Consider the following 17,983-nt stretch of genomic DNA (forward strand, 5'->3'; position numbering starts at 1 on the left):
TGCCGTCGCCGCGCTCGCGCTGTTTTCGACCACGAGCCTTCGCATGTTGCTCGACGCGGCGGAGACGGTCGTCTCGGCCACGGCGGACGAGTCCGACCTCGACGCCGCCCGGGACGAACTCCGGGCGCTGGCCGGGCGCGACCCGTCGTCGCTCTCGGCGGCCGACATCCGGAGCGCCGCCGTCGAGAGCGCCGCGGAGAACCTCGCCGACGGGCTCGTCGCCCCGTTGCTCGCGTTTACGCTCCTCGCGCCCGCGTCGCTCCCGCTCGCGGTCGGCGCGGCCGCGTGGGTGAAAGGCGTCAACACGCTCGACTCGATGCTCGGCTACCGACACAAGCCGGTCGGTCGCGTTCCGGCCCGCCTCGACGACGCGGTGATGTGGCTCCCGGCGCGCGCCTCGGCCGTCTTACTGGCCGTCGTCGCCGGCGCGCCGGCCACGGTGGCCCGGGTCGGCGAGCTGGCGCGCCGCCCGTCGTCGCCCAACTCGGGGTGGCCGATGGCGACCCTCGCGGTCCTGCTGGAAACGCGACTCGAAAAGCCCGGCCACTACCTGCTCGACGGGGGTCCCGAGGCACCCGACGCGGCGACGGCCGCGCGGGGCGTCCGACTCGTCTCGCGGGCGGGCCTCGCCGCGTTCGCCGTCGCGGGGGTGGTCGCGTGGTTCTGACCGCGCTCCGCGGCGCGCTCGGCTTCCTCACCCGCCTCCCCGTCGGCGGCGACGAGTCGAACTGGGACGCCTTCAGGCGCGCGCCCGTGGCGTTTCCGCTCGTCGGCTACGTCGTCGGCGCGCTCGCCGCGCTCCCGCTGTTGCTCCCGCTGCCGATTCCGACCGCGGCCGCGCTGTACCTCGTGACGCTGTACCTCGTGACCGGCGTCACCCACGCCGACGGCCTCGCGGACCTCGGCGACGCCGCGGTCGTCCACGGCGACGCCGGCCGGCGGCTGTCGGTCCTGAAGGACTCTCAGACGGGGGTCGGCGGCCTGCTCGCGTTCGGCCTGACGCTCGTCGTCCTCGCGCTCGGCGCGTTCGGACTCGCAGGCGCGGGTGGTCGCGTCGGCCTCACGGCCGCCGTCGCAATCGCGCTCGCCGCCGAGGTCGGCGCGAAAGCCGGCATGGCGACGCTGGTCTGTCTCGGCGCGCCCGCCCACGAGGGGCTCGGATCGGCGCTCGTCGGCGAGAACAGTCCCTCGGGGCTGCTCGCCGTCGCCGTGGCCTGTCTCCCGGTCGTCGCGCTCGCGCCGGTCACGGGCGGTCCCGCGGTCGTCGCGGCGCTCTGCTGTGGACCGGTCGTCGCGCTCCTCGTCCGCTCGTGGGGTCGCGCCCGACTCGGCGGCGTCTCGGGCGACCTGCTCGGCGCGACGAACGAACTGGCCCGCGCCGCGGCCGTCCACGTGGGGGTGGTGGTATGGACGCTCTCGTGATGTGCGGCGGCCGCGGCACCCGCCTCGACGCGCCGGTCGAAAAGCCGCTCGTGGAAATCTGCGGGCGGCCCATGCTCGACCGAGTCGCCGCGGCGCTCCGCGATTCGAGCGTCGAGACCGTCCGCGCGGTCACCTCGCCGCACACGCCGAACACCCGCGACCGCGCCGCCGACCTCGGTCTCGACCCCATCGAGGCCCCCGGCGACGGCTACGTCTCCGACCTCGGATTCGCGCTGGCCCGCGTCTCTCGACCAGCCGTCACCGTCGTCTCCGACCTGCCGCTCGTAGCTCCCGAACACGTCGACGCCGTCGTCGCGGCCGCCGATGGCGGGGCCGCCACCGCGTGCGTCCCCGTCGAACTGAAGCGAGAACTCGGCGCCAGCGTCGACGACGCGCTCGTCTTCGACTACGAGGGGACCGCCGTCTGCCCGACCGGACTGGGCGTCGTCGGCCCCGCGGACGCAGCTGCCGAGACCGACGCCGAGACGAACGCCGGCACCGACGCCGACACCAACACCGACGCAGACACAGACACCGATTCGACCATGTACCTCTCCACAGACACCAGACTCGCACTCAACGTGAACCGCCCGACAGACATCGCGCTCGCGGAGGACCGATGCGAGTAGTCCTCGTCGCCGGGACGACCGAGACGGCGAAGATTCCCGGTATCAGCGCCGCCGGCGCGGACCCCTCGCTCGTCGGCCACACGCCGAGCGCCGACGCCGAAATCATCGAGTACGGCGAGCCCGTCCGCTCGCCGGTGACGCCGGTCAGCCCGACCGGCTGTCCGACGCCCGCGGCCGTCACCCGCGCCGTCAAGCAACTCACCGGATTCGACGTGCTCACCGTGGACGCCGGTCTCGCCAAGCCGAGCGCCGCACCGACCATCGACGTGGGGGCGCGACCCGGCCGCGACATCCGCGAGAGCGAACCGGTCCCGACCGCGCCCGGCGCGTTCGAGGCGGCCCGGCGGATGGGCCTCGCGCTCCCCGAAGACGAACTCGTCATCGGCGAGACCGTCCCCGGCGGGACGACCACCGCGCTCGCGGTGTTCCGCGCGCTCGGCGAGGAGTTCCCCGTCTCGTCGTCGCTCCCGGACAACCCGACGAGCCTGAAGGAAGAGGTCGTCGACGAGGCGTTCGAAGCCAGCGACGTCGAACCCGGCTTCGCGGCCCACAAGCCCCGGCGCGCCGCCCGCTACCTCGGCGACCCGGTGCTTCCGGTCGTTGCCGGACTCACCGTCGGCGCGCTCGAAAACGGTATCGACGTGACGCTCGGCGGCGGGACGCAACTGCTCGCGGCCGCCGCGCTCGCCCGCCACGCCGGCGCGAACGGCGACCTGACCCTCGCCACCACTTCGTACCTCGCCGACGACGTGCCCGAGTTGGCCGCCGCCGCCGAGGCGCTCGACCTCGAGTTGACCGTCACCGACCCCGGCTTCGAGACGCACCCGCTGGACCGCTACGCCGCGGGCGAGGCCAAGGAGGGCGCGGGGATGGGCGGCGCGCTCATGCTCGCCGACCGGATGGGCGTCCTCGACGACGTGGAGTCGGCCACGCTCGACGTGCTCTCGACGTTGGACCCCGAGGCCGTCGAGACCACGGCGGCCGACGCCGATACCGACGATGGACCCTGAGTCCGTCCGGGCGGGGAGCCGCGTCCCCCACGGCGGGACCACCGACCCGACCGTCCTCGACTTCAGCGCGAACACCAACCCCGAGCGGCCCGCGGGCGTCGAGGCGGTGTACCGCGAGGCGTTCGACGCTTCGACCCGCTACCCCGACGACGACTACGGCGACTTCCGGGCGGCCGCCGGCGACTACGTCGGCTGTGTCCCCGACGCGGTCGTGCCGACCGCGGGCGGCCTCGAAGCCCTGCGGCTCGCGTTCGAGGTGACGCTGTCGCCCGGCGACACCGCGCTCGTCCCCCAACCGAGTTTCGGGGAGTACGACCGCGAGATTCGCCTGCAGGGCGCGGAGCCGGTTCCCGTCGCCCACGACGAACTCCTCGACGCCGACCCCGCGGGCCACGCGGTCGCGGTCGTCTGCACGCCGAACAACCCGACGGGCGAACTCGCGCCCGCCGCCGACCTCCGGGCGTTCGCGGCGCGCTGCCGCGAGGCCGACACGGTCCTCGTCGTCGACGAGGCGTTCCTCGATTTCACCGACGAGCCGAGCCTCGCGGGAGAACCCGGCGTCGTCGTCGCCCGGTCGCTGACGAAGATGTTCGGCCTGCCGGGCATCCGCGCCGGGTTCGCCGTCGCCACCGACGACCTCAGCGACCGACTCGCCGTGGCCCGACGAGCGTGGTCGCTCTCGACGCCCGCGGCCGCCGTCGGCACGCACTGCATGGACGACGCAGAGTTCGTCTCGCGCACGCGAGAGCGCGTCGCGGACGAGCGCGAACGACTCCGCGAGACGCTGTCCGAGGCCTTCGACGTGTACCCGTCGGACGCGCCGTTTCTCCTCTTCGACGTCGGCGACCGCGACGTCGACGCGGTGGTCGAGACCGCCCGCGACCGCGGCGTCGCCGTCCGGGACGCGACGACGTTTCCGACGCTCGACTCGCACGTCCGCGTCGCGGTGAAACGCCCCGACGAGAACGACGAACTGCTCCGGGCGCTCGCCGCCGTCGCCGACGATGTTTGAGGCGACGCGCCGCGACGGCGTCTGTCGACTGAGCCGTCCGGACACGCGCTGGCTCTCGACGGGCTACGCCGGCGGCGAGTCGCGGGCCGACGCCGCGTTCAACGTCACCGTCCCCGAGGGCTGGCCCGAGACGGACCTCGACGCGTACGTCGAACGTCGACTCTCGTCTGCCGGCTTCGACGAGCGCGGCCCGACGCTCCTGACGGGCGTGGGGCAGGAACACGCCCGACGCGCCCGGTTCGGCCCGGTCGGGGTCGTCGCCACTGCGGGCGTGTCGAACCCGGCGGAACTCCCGATAGACGGCGACCCGAGCGAACGGGACGACGAGTCGGACACGGCTGACGTGACGGCCGGCGGCGACGGCGGTGACCCGACAGGCACGGTCAACGTCTTCGTCGGGACGACGCGGTCGCTGGAGCCGGGTGCGCTCGCGAACCTCGTCGCCGTGGCCGCCGAGGCGAAGGCGGCGACGCTCCTCGACCGCTGCGGCGCGCCGGGGACGACGACCGACGCCGTGGTCGCCGCGTGCGACCCCACGGGCGACCCGGTGACGTTCTCGGGGAGCGCGACCGAGGTCGGCAACGCCGCGCGGGTCTGCGTCCGCGACGCGGTGCTCGCGAGCCTCGATTCGCGGTACGACGACGACCCGATTCCCCGGTGCGTCGACGAGGCGAGTTACGGCGTCGTCGCCGACGACCGCGCGACCGTCTCTCCGATTTGAGAACCACCGAAAAAACGGCTCGTAGGGTGTGAAATCCACGGTGGTAGCTAAATGGTTCCCGTAGAAGCCTTGATTATAGTCGGTGGCTAGCACGTTGGTATGGATCCCGGTTCCGTTCCCGATGTCGACCACGTTACCCACGGCGGGACCGCCGACCACTCCCTCGTCGATTTCAGCACCGGGTCGAACCCGGAGCGGCCAGCGGGCATCGCCGGCGTCTACGAGTCGGCGCTCTCCACCTCGCGGCGATACTCGCTGGACGACTACTCTCGGTTTCGCGTCGCGGCCGCGGAGTTCGTGGGCTGTCACCCCGAGGAGGTCGTCCCCGCGGCGGGCGTCATCGAGGCGATGCGACTCGCCGTCGGAGTGACAGTCTCGCCGGGCGACAGCGTGGCGCTCCCGGCACCCTGTTGCGGCGAGTACGCCCGCGAAATCCGGCTCCAAGGCGGCGAGCCGGTCCACGTTCCCCACGACCGACTGCTCGAAACCGTCGACCCCGACGAGCACGCGGCGGTGATTCTCAGCTACCCCGCGAACCCGCTCGGGACGGCCTACCCGCGAGACGAGCTTCGGGCGTTCATCGACGCCTGCTGCCGGGCCGACACGCCCGTCATCGTCGACGAGTCGTACCTCGGTTTCACGCGCCTCCCGAGCACGGCCGGCCTCGACGGCGTCATCGCCCTCCACTCGGTGACGAACGTCTTCGGCGTCCCCTCGCTCCGCGCGGGGTTCGCGGCCGCGACGGGTGACCTCGGCGACCGGCTCTCGCGGGCGCGGTGTACGTGGGTGTTGTCGGCCCCCGCGGTGGAGGTCGCGACGTTCTGTCTCAAACAGGACGCCTTCCTCGAAGCCACGCGGGACCGGGTCGAACGGGAGCGCCCGCGGGTGGTCGCGGGCTTGGACCGACTCGGGTACGAACCGCACCCGGCCGACAGCACGCTCGTCTTGTTCCGCGCCGACGACGTCGACCGCGTTCTTCACGAGACCCGGCGTCGCGGCTTCGCCGTCCGCGACGCCCGCGACTACCAGCGGCTCGACTCGCACGTCAGAATCAACGTCCGCCGCCCGGACGAAAACGACCGTCTGCTCGCCGCGCTCGCCGAGGCGGCCTGAGTCGCCGCGGTCGCGTCTCGCTTTCTCTCCGTCGGGGCCGCGGAACTCGTTCACCGACCGTCTCGCTGACGCCGAGTCACCGATTCAGATAGACGATGAACGCGATGGTGAGGAGGGTCGCGTACACCGCGAACGTCGAGTCGTCGACGACGAAAGCGAACGATTGGATGACGATTCGGAACATCGCTGGTCGTTCTACACCATTATGGCCTCACTATTAATGCTTGTCACCGTTTAACACGATGTTCGTCGGCGCGCGTCCACAGCCGTTCCGAACACTTATGCGAAATCACCGGACACGTGGGGGCATGGTCGAGGCGTTCGCCGTCGCCAGCGGGAAGGGCGGCACGGGGAAGACGACGAGTACGCTCGCGCTGGGGATGGCGCTCGCCGAGGACTACGACGTGACCGTCATCGACGCGGACACGGGCATGGCAAACCTGCTGTTCCACGCCGGGTTGGACGACGCCGACGTGACGCTCCACGACTTACTCGTCGACGAGCGCGACGCCGCGGTGTCCGACGCGGTCTACGAGCGGTTCGGCATGTCGGTCGTCCCCTGCGGGACGAGTCTCGCGGCGTTCGAGGCCGCGGACCCCGGTCGCCTCCGGGACGTGGTCGCCGAACTCGCCGCCGACGCGGACGTGCTCCTCCTTGATTCGCCCGCCGCGCTCGGCTCGAAGAGCGCGGTGCTTCCGGTCGTCCTCGCGGACCGCATCGTCGTCGTCCTCCAGCCCACCGTGCCGTCGTTGTCCGACGGGCTGAAAGTCCAGGAGTACGCTCACTCCTACGGCACCGACACGGCGGGCGTGGTGTTCAACCGCGTGCGACCCGACGAGAACGTCGACAAAATCGCCGAGCAGGCCGGCCGCTACTTCGGAGGGCAGACGCTCGCCTCGGTTCCCGAGAGTGACGCGGTCCGGGCGGCCCGCCGCGAGGGGAAACCCCTCCTTGCGCACGCCCCCGAGGACCCGGCCGCGGACGCCTTCCGCGAGGCGGCCGCCCGACTCGACGTGCGCGACGGCGACGGCCGCGACGTAGCAGAGCGGTTCAAGAGCGCCGTCGTCCCCGAGCGGATATGAGAATCCCGCGGGGCGAACTCCGCCGGTCGCGCGTCGTCGACGACGCCGCGGCGGTCCTTCGGGCGGTGCTCGACGAGGAACTGACCGGCTACGTCGTCTTCGAGCCGCAAGACGCGCTCCTCCTCGGCGAGACCACCAGCGGCGTCGTCACGTTCGAAGACGGGATTCCCGTGCTCGCCTACGACACGGAGCGCGAGGTCGGCGGCCGCGACGGCTTGGAGGGGTTCGCCGTCACCGGCCCGACCCGCGCCGCGGTCCACGCCGTCGACACCGCGGCCCTCGCGGACGCCCACGAGGTCGAGGCGTTCCGCATCCCGCCGGGCGAGCCGGCCCGCGTCCTCGCCGGCGACGAGCGGTTGGCAGAACAGACCGTCGACGCCGCCCCCGCCGCCCGCCGCGACGAGGGCCGCGACCAGAGCGCGGTCGAAGCGTTCCTCGCCGACGCCGACGCAATCGAGGAGATTCGGTCCGAGGCCCGCGAGGAGGCTCGCGCGAGGGCGTCGGAGTGGGGACTCGACGACGTGCTGGCGGACGACGCGCGCGACTCGGCCGCGATAGAACCCGGGACAGACAGCCGCTAACACGCTTCCCGAGGGCTGAGAACCGCCGACTGGTGTTATCGACCGCGTGCACGTCTGTACGGCTATGTCCGCAGAGAAACCCCAACAACTCACCTTCGACGTCAGCGCCCGCGCGGACTCCCCGACCGAGACCCGCGTCTCCACCCGCGGCTTCGAGTTCGTCGTCGACGAGCCCGAATCGCTCGGTGGGGCGAACGCCGGGCCGAACCCCGTGGAGTACGTCCTCGGGGCGCTCGCCGGCTGTCTGAACGTCACGGGGCACGTGGTCGCCCGCGAGATGGACCTCGACGTACGAGACCTCGAAATCTCCATCGAGGGCGACCTGAATCCCGCGAAATTCATCGGCAAGCGCGACGACGGCCGCGCCGGCTACGAGGAGATTCGCGTCGCGGTCACCGCCGACGTGGACGCCGACGAAGAGACCATCGACGCGTGGCTCGCCGCCGTGGAATCGCGCTGCCCGGTCAGCGACAACCTGACCAACGCGACGCCGCTCGCGCTCTCGTTCGACCGACGGTAGGTGTCGTCCTCGCCTCGCCCACACGGGGATAGAGCCAAACCGCCGTCGTCCGTAGTTCTCCTGTGACCGTTCTGCGTCTCCTTCGACTCCGCCGGCCCGCCGACTTCGCGGACTGGTACCGAATCGGTGCCGAGTACGTCCACGACGCGGCCGCGGGCATGGGACTCCGCGTCGGCGATTTCGAGTCGCGGGTGGTCCGCGCGACGGACGCCATGCGGGCGGGGCGGACCGACCTCCCACCGGACCTCGCCCGTTCTGTCGCCGCCGACCTGCTGGCCGACGCGGTGTTCTGCGACCCGTTCTGTCAGTGGATGCCGCTGTGGTACGAACTCGGCCTCGCGGCCCCCTGTGCCTACGCCGACTTCCGGCTTCGGCGGGTCGCCGAGCGCTACGCCGACGACCTCCCGCACCTGTCGGTGCCACGGTTTTCCCGCCCGGACGACGTGTACGTCGACGGTCGCCCCGCGACGGCGTACGTCGACGGCTTCGCCGAGCGGTTCGTCCTCGCCGACGCGATTCTCCATCTAGAGTGGTTCACCTACGTCGCCCGCGAGTCGGGCATCTTCGTCCCGCCGCTGTTGGTCGAGCGGACCCGCGAGCAGACCGTCGCCTACTACACCGGCCGGCGGACCGAACTCGACCCCGACGTGCGGACCTTCCAGCGACTGCTGTTTTCGGACGACGAGTGGGTCCGTCGCATCGCCGACGTGTACGACCTCGACAGCGTCCTGTTCGACTACTGGGAGCGAATCCTCGCACAGGAACGCCGCCGGCTCTCGGCGTTCGACGGCTGACTCGCCGGTCGCCGAGGGGTGATTGCTGTCCACACGTCGCATATGACACTTGAAAAATGTTTTAACCGAGGACGTTGTAGGCGTCTACTGCAGGTACATACCTGCACTTGGGTTGCGTATACAGGGGAGTTTTTCCCCAGTGTCCGTGGAGTGCGGGCGGGTGCCCGGTCGCCCGTACTTCCTTCTCAGTCGCTGAGCGGCGCGTCCGTCGCACAAAAAGTATCGGTCTCTGTTCAGGTCACGCCTCAGGTAGTTCGACAGCGCCGAGTTGCGTGAGCATGCCGAGCATGTCCGGTTGGACCCACCGCTCGACTATCATGTCGTCTTCGATACGGCTGAACACCATGTTGCCGACCTCGACCGTCTTCCCGGTGGGTTCGATGCCCATGAACGCGCCGTCGTGCGTCCCGCGGAGCGTGACGCGCATGGCGACCGTGTCGCCCTCCGTAATCGCGTCTTCGACCGTGGCCGAGAAATCCGAAAAGGACTCTCGGAGCCCCGAAATCTGCGCTTTGAGTTCGTCGCGCCCCTGAACCTCTCCGAGCGGGCTGTGGTCGAGGATGTCCTCGGCACAAATCTCGTCGATGAGCCCGATGTTCCCCTCGCTCGCGACTTCCTCCGGGAAGCGTCGGGCGATTCGCTCGTTCCCCGTCGGCGTCGGTGTCGGTGTGCTTGCTGATGCCATTCTGAATTTCCCCTCTCGTATCCGTCCGCGTGCGGCCGCGTTCTCGCTCGCCGCCGGCGGTGGATACGACTGTATCTACGCTGTGTGGTCTGTTAACTATTGTTTGTTTAGAATCGTGTAGTTCGGGGAGATAGTTATGTTCATAACATACACAAACGGTGGTGTGGATAATCTGAGAACTAATCCGATAAGATATACTCGAACACTATCTTCTGAAATATTCTGATAGCTATTGAGAATCGGTTGAATAGCTACTAATATATGTCGCTTATCGAATATCGCCTCAGAAATCGCTCGTGGCCGGTGCTGTCTCGATGAAGAGTATTGTATGATATTTGCGTTCTGCCTCGGGCCCAATCGTCGCCTCGGTGCGGTAATCTTTGTAGCGAACCTGAGTACATTTCGGGCCGACGCGCGTACGGCGAACCCTCAGTGATGACTCTCTCACAGCAGGCGGGACGACGGCCGCGTCCGCAGTCGGCGTCCGAGCCGTTCGAACGCAATACGTATATGGGTGTGCTCGCTCGACTCCCGACAATGAACGACACGTTGGTACGGTGTTGTACGGATGAGTGAGGTGCACAACGACGTCCAAGCGTACACGCTCCGGCTCGAACTCGTCGACGAACCCGGCGAACTCCTGCGCTCGCTGCAGCCCATCGCCGAACACGGAGGGAACCTCCTCTCGATTTTCCACGAGCGCGGCAACGTCACCCCGCGCGGTTACATCCCGGTGGAGGTCGATATTGAGGCGACTCCCGACCGCTTCGACAACATCGTCGAGGGCCTGAGCGACGCCGGCATCAACGTCATTCAGGCCGGAACCGAGCGCTACAGCGAGCGCCTGACCATCATCCTCTCGGGTCACCTCATCGAGACGGACCTCTCCGACACGCTGACGCAGATCGAGGCGACGCGGAACGCGACGGTCACCGACATCTCGCTGTCCGCGCCCGCCGGCTCCATCGACGTCTCCAGCGCCCGCTTCCAGTTGGCCGCCGCGTCGGGGGCGACTGAAGAGGTCCTCGCCGCGATGCGAGAAATCGCCGACGAAAAGGACCTGCAACTCGTCGAGCCGCTGACCGTGGGGGGTCGCGCGTGAGGCTCTGTGTCCTCGGCGCCGGTGCGGTCGGGAGTGCCGTCGTCGAACTGGCCGCGGAGCACGGCCACGTCGTGACCGCGTTCGCGGACTCCGAGAGCGCCGCCGTCGACGCCGACGGCGTCGACGCCGACGCGGTGCGCTCGAAGAAACGAGACGACGGCGTGGTCGGCGAGGCGGACCCCGGTGCGGTGTTCGACGCAGACTACGACGTGTTGGTGGAGGCGACGCCGACGACGCTGGGCGACGCCGAGCCCGGGTTCTCGCACGTCGAGCGGGCGCTGGCCGACGACCGGCACGTCGTGCTCGCGAACAAAGGGCCCGTGGCTGAACGGTACGCCGACCTGCGCGCGCTCGAAGCCGAAAGCGAGGGAATCGTCCGATTCGGCGCGACCGTCGGCGGCGCGCTTCCCATCCTCTCGACTATCGAGGACGTGGGTCCGTCGCGGGTGTCGGCGGTTTACGGCGTGCTGAACGGGACGGCGAACTTCATCCTCTCGCGGATGGCCGCCGAGGGACTCGACTACGAGCACGTGCTCGCGGAGGCCCAGGACCTCGGCGTCGCCGAGGCGGACCCGACGTTCGACGTCGACGGGACGGACACGGCCCTCAAGGGTGTCATCGTCGCCAACGTCCTCTCCGACGGTGAGACGGAGTTCACGCTCGATGACGCCGAAGTCGAGGGGATTCAGGAGCTCTCGGGGAGTATGCTCGACCTGGCACAGGAAGACGGCCAGACGATTCGACTCATCGTCGAGGTCGCGGACGGCGCGGTCCGTGTCGGCCCGCGACTGGTACCTGAAAACGGGGCTGTCGCCCCGTCAGGGACGGAAAACGCCGTTCAAATCGAAGCCGACTACTGCGGTCGACTGGGTATCACCGGCCGAGGCGCCGGCGGTCCCGAGACGGCGAGCGCGGTGCTGACAGACGTCGAGCGACTCGCCGACTGACGTCGAGCGACGAGTTCGCGGCGAAAAGAGATGAAACGAGTCTGTTGACGGGGGACGGCCCTCGGGTTTTCCGGCGTCAGTCCGAGAGCGTCAGTTCCTTCGGCACCGACACTTCGCTCCGGAGCGTGTCGATGACCTGCCCGTCGACGCGCTCGTTTTTCGTGAGTTCGATGAGCGAAGCGAGCTTTTCGAGCGGAATCTGCCCGGGTGCGTAGTCGTTGTCGTCCGCGAGCAGGGGCGCGTATCCGAGCTTCGACCCGTAGAGGTGGCCGATGACCCGCGTGTGGCTCCCGATTTCGCCCATGGAGATGCCGGCCACGTCGATGCCGCGGTTGGTCGCGTCGTTGACGGCCTCGAGGAGGGTGAGCGTGTCACCTTGGTTCTGGGGGAAGACCGCCACCTTCGCGATGTCGCCGAACTCCGCGCACTGTTCGATGATGGCGTCGAGGACCTCGCGGTCGGGCGTCTCGTCGAAGTCGTGGTGCGAGATGATGAGCTGGACGTCGTTCTCGCGGAACTCGTGGGCCAACCACCCTTTGGCGCGAACGGTCTCGAGTTCGATGTCGACGAACTCCACGGCGTCGAATCGAGATGCGGAAAAGAGGTCGTCCAGCCGTCCGGCGTCGCTGGCCTTTCCTCCGAACCAGCGAGCGCGGTTAGTCGCGATTATCGGGAGTTCGCCGTCGTACGCGGCGAGTTGTTCGAGCGGGTCGTCCGCCTTGTCCATCCGGAATTCGATGAGGTCTGCCACCCCTCGTGCGTCGACCTCTCGTGTGAGGTCGTTTGTTGTTGCCGCCAGCGCAGACTCGTCGATTTTCATGTGAACGCCTATCACTCCGCCGCGTATAAATGTTAGCTGTCGGTGCAAGAGTTCTCACCTCCTCGTAGGCGGTGAGAGACGCCGTTTTCGGGGGATTCTCCGGAATGTTCATCCAGAATAATCGGCGTGAGCCGACGCTCTATCGGCGCGGGTTTGAATGCTCCCGAGACATCTTCGGTGTTCGTCGCTCATCGTCGGCCATTCGCTGTTGACCCGAGTCGGGACTGGCGGAGGTGGTCGTCGGTGCTGGGTACAGGTACACCGAGGGCGTGCGTGCGCTCGGGACTGCCCGCTCAGTTGTGCGGAGCCAGATGATAGCTGGACGACGCGCGGTCGAGCGAGCGAGCCATATCAAACCTCTCGAAAAATTTTGAATACATTATTTCTGATACTAATTCGAACCTTCCGGCCCGTCGTCTTCGAAGCGCTCACCCTGCGGTCCCGGATGTCGCGGACTGTTTTCCGGGCAGGCCGGTCGCTTCGGTGCGTGTCCGCGTCCACGTGTTCGACACCGGAAGTACGGCCTCAGCGCGCGGAAGCGACCCAGTCAAGCAGGTTTGACAGTTTTCTGAGGTCGATGTCGTTCGGGCCGCGCTCGTCGCTGACGACGGGCGCGTAGGCGATGGACGCACCGTAAAAAACGCCGATAACGCGAGTGTGTCGACCGATATCCCCCAACGCGTATCCGGTGACTCGCACTCCCCTCTCGGAGGCGGCGTTGAACGACTGCAACAGCGAGAGCGAGTCCGTCCTCTCCTCGGCGAACACGACGAGTTTCACCACGTCCCCGTACGTATTACACTCTGATATAATTCTGTTCAACTCTGATTTCTGAGGTGTCTCGCGGCGGTCGTAGTGAGAGACGACCAGTTCGACGTCGTGTCCGCGCAGTTCGTCCCGAAGCCACTCGCACTCGCGAATCGTCCGCAGTTCCACGTCGACCATCTCGACGGCGTCGACCGCGGCGGCGGCCGCGAGCGTCTCCAGTCGCTCGGACTCACCGGCGGTGCCGCCGGCCCACTCCGGCCGGTTGGAGACGACGAGCGGGAGTGCTCCCTCGTACTCGCCGAGCGCGGCGAGCGGGCGGTCCGCCCCGTCCATCCGGAACTCGACGTAGTCCGCGATGCCCTCCGCGGCCGTCGCTTCGGTCAGCGTGTCGGTCACTCCGGCTAACGCGTATGCGTCCGCACCCATGAGATTTGATACCAAGCACTGGTATAAAAGTAGTTCCCTCGAGAGTGCTCCGCGGCGACTCCTGTCGTTCCCGTGAAACTCCAGTTGCAGTCGCTGACACCGCCGTTTCTACAATGTTGTAACGACGCGAGAGCCGCGAAATCTCGGGAAACGACGCCGTTTGCCCGCGATAGATTACAATCTTATGTCTGTAATTATCATGGTCTTACAGCCCGAATTTGTTTCAACGATGTCGAAAGGAGATGGATCCAATCGTCGCTCGTTCGACCGGGCTGAACTGACCGACGCCACCAAGATTTAAATCGGGGAGTTCCGTATCCCTCAGTAACGATGGTTACGCAGCAAGTCCTAGTCACGGGTCCGTTCGGTGAGGCGGGCGAAGCGATTCTCAACCACCTCGCGGAACGAGACGAGTACGAGTTCACGTATCTCGACCGGACCGAACATCCGGAGTACGAGACGTTTGTCGCCGACATCGCGGACTACGAGGCGATTCGCCCGGCGTTCGACGGGCAAGACGCCGTCATCCACCTCGCCGCGCAGTCCGACGCGGGCGCGTCCTTCGAGGACATCATCGAGCCGAACATCACGGGCACGTACAACGTCCTCACGGCGATGGAGGACGCCGGCGTCGAGAAGCTCATCTACGCCTCCTCCCAGCGCGTGATGGGCCTGTACGAAGAGGACCTCGCGCCCGACCTCTACGAGGAAGACTACCCCAGCAGGTACGACCCCTTCCGGCTCACCCACGAGACGCTCCCGAAGCCGGACGGCTACTACGGGGCCTCGAAGGTGTTCGGCGAGCACATCTGCCGGACGCACGCCCGCCGCGACGGCGCGCCGAGCCAGGTCTACTCGATTCGCATCTCGAGCGTCCGGACCGAGCGGTACGACCATCCCTACGGTGACGCGGAGCGCGGCGTCGACCGCGGCGACGAGCACAAAGTCGAGGAGGGCGAGGTGTGGGACCAGTCCCAGACCGGTTCGTGGGAGCGCGGCAGCCCCGAGTACGAGGAGATGGTCAAGCGGCTCAAAGCGACGTGGACCTCCCAGCGGGACTTCGCGCACCTGCTCGAATGCTGTCTCGAAGACGAGTCGGTCACCTACGACACGTTCTACGCGGTGAGCGGCAACAAGGCCCGCTGGTTCGATATCGACCACGCGAAGGCGGTCCTCGACTACGAACCGGCCGACGACGGCTCCGAGTGGGACAGCCCGCCCGAGTGAGCCGACGAGAGACCGACTCCGAGAGCGACGGCCACGGCCGACGGCGGTGAGGCCGCCCGCTCAGTACTGCTTTATTTTCAGCTCGATGATGTTCTTCTTGTTCAGAAGCGACGGGGCGAGTTCCTCCTCGATGCGCTCGGGCTCCATGCGGCTCATCGGACCGCTGATGCTTATCGCGCCGACGGCGTCGTCCGGTTCGGAGACGATGGCGGTTCCGACGGCGCAGACGCCGGGGTAGTGTTCGCCGCGGTTGATGGAGTAACCTCGGTCGCGAATCGCCGCGAGTTCCTCGTGGAGCGCCCCGCGGTCGGTGATGGTGTCGTCGGTCAGGGCGGGGAGACCGCGGCGGTCGACGATTCGGTCGACCTCGTCCCGCGAGCGCTCCGCGAGCATCGCCTTCCCCGTCGCCGTCGAGTGGAGGTAGAGGTGGTCGCCGAGCGGCGCGTCGTCGTCGATGGACTCCGGGCTCTGGGCCTTGTAGAGCTGAACGGCGAACCCGTTTTGCTCGACCGTCACGTTGGTGTGCTCGCCGGTCTGTTCTTTCAGCTCGTCGAGTTCCGGCTTGGCGACCCGGTACAGCGCCATCCCGTCGCGCATCGCCCCGCCCATCTCGAGAAAGCGGAGACTACAGCGGTACTCGCTTCCGACCTTGACGACGTAGTCGGTGTCCACGAGCGTCGCCAGGTGGATGTGCGCCGTGCTGACCGGCATCTCCATGTCCTCGGCGGTCTCCGACAGCGTCGCGCCGTCGACTTCGCGGAGGTACCGAATGATGTCGAACGCCTGTTCGACGCTCTGTATCCGCCGCGAGCCCGACCCGGTGGAGTTCGTCATGATTCGACAATTGGCCACCGCGTCCCTAATAGCACCGATTCGTTTCAACGATGTTGGATTTCGAGGTGGCGAACGCTTCGGTCACCGGGGTCACGGGCCGAGGCGTCGCTCGCTACGGGTCGGGTGCTCGCAAAAAACGCGGGTCGCCGGATGGCATGCCAGTCGAGATGCGGACGTCGCGGGTCAGTCGCGGTCGCTGTCCGCCGCGTCTTCGGTGACGTTACTGAATCGAGTCTTCGGGACCGACGATGGTCAGGTTTTCGAACAGTTCGTCGTAGCCGTTGAGTTCGTAGAGGTACTCGCCGTCCAGTACTTCCTCGCGGACGGAGTCTTCGGCGCTGAGCTTCTCGTGGGCGCGTTCGAGGACTTCTTCGGCCCCCTCGCGGGGGATGACCGCCAGTCCGTCGTCGTCGCCGATGACGATGTCGCCGGGGTCGACGCTCACGCCGCCGACGGAGACGGTGACGTTGATGGAGCCGGGGTCCTGCTTGAGCGGTCCCTGCGGGTTGACGCCGCGGCCGTACACCGGGAACTCCATCTCGGCGATTTCCCGGCTGTCGCGGTACGCGCCGTCGATGACCAGCCCGGCGAGGCCGTTCGCCTGACAGGAGGTACACATCAGTTCGCCGACGTGGCCGGTGTCGGTGTAGCCGTCGCAGTCGATAATCAGCACGTCGCCGGGCTCGGTCAGCGTGATCGCCTTGTGGATGATGAGATTGTCGCCCGGGGCGGCCTTCACCGTGACCGCGGTGCCCGCCATCTCGACGCCCTCGTAGGCGGGCCGGAGGCCGGCGTCCATGGTCAGTCCGATGTTGCCGGTCACGTCGGAGACGATGGTGCTCGGAATCTCTTCGAACGCCTCGACGAGTTCGCGGTCCGGTCGCTCTACGTCGGGCTCTATCGTGTGCATACCGGACCTGATGCGGACGATTCACGTTAAACTATCGGTCGGTCGAACGTGCGGTTCGCGCCGCGTGCCGCGGGTCCGGTCCGGTCGGAACGGCCGTCGCTCGCGGTGACGCGGGTCCGAAAGGGAGAAGGGCGCAGGTACGTGTCGCGTAGGGAGTCAGTCGGTCGCGGGGCTCGGAATTCGACTGCGGCGTTACTGCTTTTCGATGCCGAGTTCGTCGACGAGGTTGCCGTAGAACTCGTACTGCTGGTCGAGGAAGTCCTGAAGCTCGTCGGGACCGCGTTCGACGCGGATGAAGTCGTTGTTCTCCATGAACTCCACGAACGAGTCGTCCTCGTAGACGGCGCTGTACACGTCGGCGAGCTCCTGCTTCAGCTCGTCGTCGATGCCGGCGGGCGCGAAGTGCGCGAGCCACGAGCCGATGGAGATGTCGAGGCCCTGGTTGGCGAGCGTCGGCGTGTTCGGGAGCGCGTCGACCTGCTGGTCGAACGCCACGCCGAGGGCGGTCAGCCCGCCGTCTTGGACCTGCGGGGCGACTTCCGCCGCGCCGACCGCGGTACAGTCCACCTCGCCGTTCACGACGGCCGTCATGGCCGGCGCGGCACCCTCGTAGGAGATGTGTTCGACGTTGACGCCGGCCTCGCTGGCGATACCCGCCGCGGCCATGTGCCACGACGAGCCGAAGCCGGAGTTCGCCATCTGCAGGGTGTTGTCCTTCCCGTAGTTGATCCACTCGTCGAGCGTGGAGAACTCGGCGTCCTCGCTGACGACGAGCGCCGCGGGGAACTCGGTGTACTGCATGATGGGCGTGATGTCTTCGGGGCTGAGGTCGGCGATACCGAGGTGCTCGAACAGCGCGATTTCGGGGGCCGTACAGCCGATAGTGTGCCCGTCGGGCTCGGCGTTGGCCGCCGCGTTCATCCCGACCGAGCCGGAGCCGCCGGTCTGGTTGCTGACGTTCCACGAGACCTCGGTGTGGTTCTCGGCCGCGTCGGCGACCGCGCGGCTGGTCCGGTCGGCCCCGCCTCCGGCCGACCACGGGGAGATGACTTCGACCGGCCGAGAGGGCCACTCCTGCTGTCCGGAGAGACTGCCGAGACAACCGGCAGATAGCGCCACGCCGCCGACGCCGGCTGCCTTGATGAAGTTCCGTCTGTTCAGCGCGCTGCGTCCACTCCGATTGCTAATGGTATCGTCTCCCATTGTACCCGAATGTTTGAACAATCCATACAATAAGCATTGCGGTCCCTCTGAATATGACGCGGAGCCAGCGGAGTCGGCGCAGTGCTTCGCTTCTGTGCGCCCGCGAGCGCCGAGGCGAGCGGGCGCGTGGCGGGACGCTCGCGTACGTCTGGACCGGCTTCCGCCCGCAAGCTTCTC

20 protein-coding genes are annotated in these 17,983 nt (G+C 67.9%); 14 read left to right on the forward strand and 6 right to left on the reverse strand.

What is annotated here, in order from left to right; all coding sequences use genetic code 11:
- The 11 genes from BN984_RS09230 to BN984_RS09280 form a co-directional block, all read left to right on the forward strand.
- Window positions 1-667: CobD/CbiB family cobalamin biosynthesis protein (locus BN984_RS09230; RefSeq protein WP_244877458.1), on the forward strand; the 667-nt coding region annotated here is incomplete at its 5' end.
- Window positions 658-1,422 carry an adenosylcobinamide-GDP ribazoletransferase gene (cobS, locus tag BN984_RS09235; protein ID WP_008091878.1) on the forward strand — a complete coding sequence of 255 codons (765 nt, stop codon included), beginning with the start codon at window positions 658-660 and terminating at the stop codon, window positions 1,420-1,422. The genes BN984_RS09230 and cobS, both read left to right, overlap by 10 nt.
- Window positions 1,407-2,051: an NTP transferase domain-containing protein gene (locus BN984_RS09240; protein ID WP_244877459.1), complete on the forward strand. Its 645-nt coding sequence runs from the start codon at window positions 1,407-1,409 to the stop codon at window positions 2,049-2,051. The genes cobS and BN984_RS09240 overlap by 16 nt, the downstream gene beginning before the upstream one ends.
- Entirely contained in the window at window positions 2,042-3,061 is a 1,020-nt protein-coding gene (locus BN984_RS09245; RefSeq protein WP_049968081.1) for a nicotinate-nucleotide--dimethylbenzimidazole phosphoribosyltransferase, read from the forward strand. The genes BN984_RS09240 and BN984_RS09245 overlap by 10 nt, the downstream gene beginning before the upstream one ends.
- Window positions 3,051-4,073 carry a threonine-phosphate decarboxylase CobD gene (gene cobD, locus BN984_RS09250; protein WP_049968082.1) on the forward strand — a complete coding sequence of 341 codons (1,023 nt, stop codon included), beginning with the start codon at window positions 3,051-3,053 and terminating at the stop codon, window positions 4,071-4,073. Before BN984_RS09245 ends, cobD begins: the two co-directional genes overlap by 11 nt.
- Window positions 4,066-4,794, forward strand: coding sequence for an adenosylcobinamide amidohydrolase (locus tag BN984_RS09255; protein ID WP_049968083.1), 729 nt, complete (start codon window positions 4,066-4,068; stop codon window positions 4,792-4,794). Before cobD ends, BN984_RS09255 begins: the two co-directional genes overlap by 8 nt.
- A gap of 99 nt (window positions 4,795-4,893) precedes the next feature.
- Window positions 4,894-5,907, forward strand: coding sequence for a pyridoxal phosphate-dependent aminotransferase (locus BN984_RS09260; protein ID WP_049968084.1), 1,014 nt, complete (start codon window positions 4,894-4,896; stop codon window positions 5,905-5,907).
- A 308-nt stretch (window positions 5,908-6,215) separates the two neighbouring features.
- Window positions 6,216-6,989 (forward strand): nucleotide-binding protein, encoded by a 774-nt coding sequence (locus BN984_RS09265; RefSeq protein ID WP_008091890.1) that lies wholly within the window; start codon window positions 6,216-6,218, stop codon window positions 6,987-6,989.
- Window positions 6,986-7,570 carry a hypothetical protein gene (locus BN984_RS09270; RefSeq protein ID WP_049968085.1) on the forward strand — a complete coding sequence of 195 codons (585 nt, stop codon included), beginning with the start codon at window positions 6,986-6,988 and terminating at the stop codon, window positions 7,568-7,570. Before BN984_RS09265 ends, BN984_RS09270 begins: the two co-directional genes overlap by 4 nt.
- A 64-nt stretch (window positions 7,571-7,634) precedes the next feature.
- Entirely contained in the window at window positions 7,635-8,090 is a 456-nt protein-coding gene (locus BN984_RS09275; RefSeq protein ID WP_008091892.1) for an OsmC family protein, read from the forward strand.
- A 62-nt stretch (window positions 8,091-8,152) separates the two neighbouring features.
- A complete protein-coding gene (locus BN984_RS09280) occupies window positions 8,153-8,884 on the forward strand; it encodes a hypothetical protein (RefSeq protein ID WP_049968086.1) in 732 nt (243 codons plus the stop codon).
- Between the two features lie 238 nt (window positions 8,885-9,122).
- On the opposite strand, the gene BN984_RS09285 is transcribed toward BN984_RS09280, so the two are convergent.
- Window positions 9,123-9,569 carry an ester cyclase gene (locus BN984_RS09285; protein WP_008091894.1) on the reverse strand — a complete coding sequence of 149 codons (447 nt, stop codon included), beginning with the start codon at window positions 9,567-9,569 and terminating at the stop codon, window positions 9,123-9,125.
- Between the two features lie 568 nt (window positions 9,570-10,137).
- Here BN984_RS09285 and BN984_RS09290 point away from each other — a divergent pair.
- Window positions 10,138-10,671 (forward strand): amino acid-binding protein, encoded by a 534-nt coding sequence (locus BN984_RS09290; protein WP_004973130.1) that lies wholly within the window; start codon window positions 10,138-10,140, stop codon window positions 10,669-10,671.
- A complete protein-coding gene (locus BN984_RS09295) occupies window positions 10,668-11,618 on the forward strand; it encodes a homoserine dehydrogenase (RefSeq protein WP_049968087.1) in 951 nt (316 codons plus the stop codon). The genes BN984_RS09290 and BN984_RS09295 overlap by 4 nt, the downstream gene beginning before the upstream one ends.
- 76 nt (window positions 11,619-11,694) lie before the next feature.
- On the opposite strand, the gene BN984_RS09300 is transcribed toward BN984_RS09295, so the two are convergent.
- Window positions 11,695-12,369 carry a type I 3-dehydroquinate dehydratase gene (locus BN984_RS09300; RefSeq protein WP_008091896.1) on the reverse strand — a complete coding sequence of 225 codons (675 nt, stop codon included), beginning with the start codon at window positions 12,367-12,369 and terminating at the stop codon, window positions 11,695-11,697.
- Window positions 12,370-12,963: 594 nt separating this feature from the next.
- Window positions 12,964-13,632 (reverse strand): type I 3-dehydroquinate dehydratase, encoded by a 669-nt coding sequence (locus BN984_RS09305; protein WP_049968088.1) that lies wholly within the window; start codon window positions 13,630-13,632, stop codon window positions 12,964-12,966.
- 330 nt (window positions 13,633-13,962) lie between these two features.
- On the opposite strand from BN984_RS09305, the gene BN984_RS09310 reads away from it, so the two are divergent.
- Window positions 13,963-14,859, forward strand: a complete 897-nt coding sequence (locus tag BN984_RS09310; protein WP_008091898.1) for an NAD-dependent epimerase/dehydratase family protein — start codon at window positions 13,963-13,965, stop codon at window positions 14,857-14,859.
- Window positions 14,860-14,919: 60 nt separating this feature from the next.
- Here BN984_RS09310 and BN984_RS09315 read toward each other — a convergent pair whose 3' ends face one another.
- From BN984_RS09315 to BN984_RS09325, 3 genes are all read right to left on the reverse strand, one after another.
- The gene (locus tag BN984_RS09315) at window positions 14,920-15,693 is read right to left on the reverse strand and encodes an IclR family transcriptional regulator (protein ID WP_004973112.1); all 774 of its coding nucleotides are present in this window, start codon (window positions 15,691-15,693) and stop codon (window positions 14,920-14,922) included.
- A 220-nt stretch (window positions 15,694-15,913) separates the two neighbouring features.
- Entirely contained in the window at window positions 15,914-16,603 is a 690-nt protein-coding gene (locus BN984_RS09320) for a 4-carboxy-4-hydroxy-2-oxoadipate aldolase/oxaloacetate decarboxylase (RefSeq protein ID WP_004973111.1), read from the reverse strand.
- 192 nt (window positions 16,604-16,795) lie between these two features.
- Window positions 16,796-17,806, reverse strand: a complete 1,011-nt coding sequence (locus BN984_RS09325; protein WP_008091899.1) for a Bug family tripartite tricarboxylate transporter substrate binding protein — start codon at window positions 17,804-17,806, stop codon at window positions 16,796-16,798.
- Between the last annotated feature and the right edge of the window lie 177 nt (window positions 17,807-17,983).

Origin of the sequence: Haloferax prahovense (assembly GCF_000723845.1) — an archaeon.
GTDB lineage: Archaea > Halobacteriota > Halobacteria > Halobacteriales > Haloferacaceae > Haloferax > Haloferax prahovense.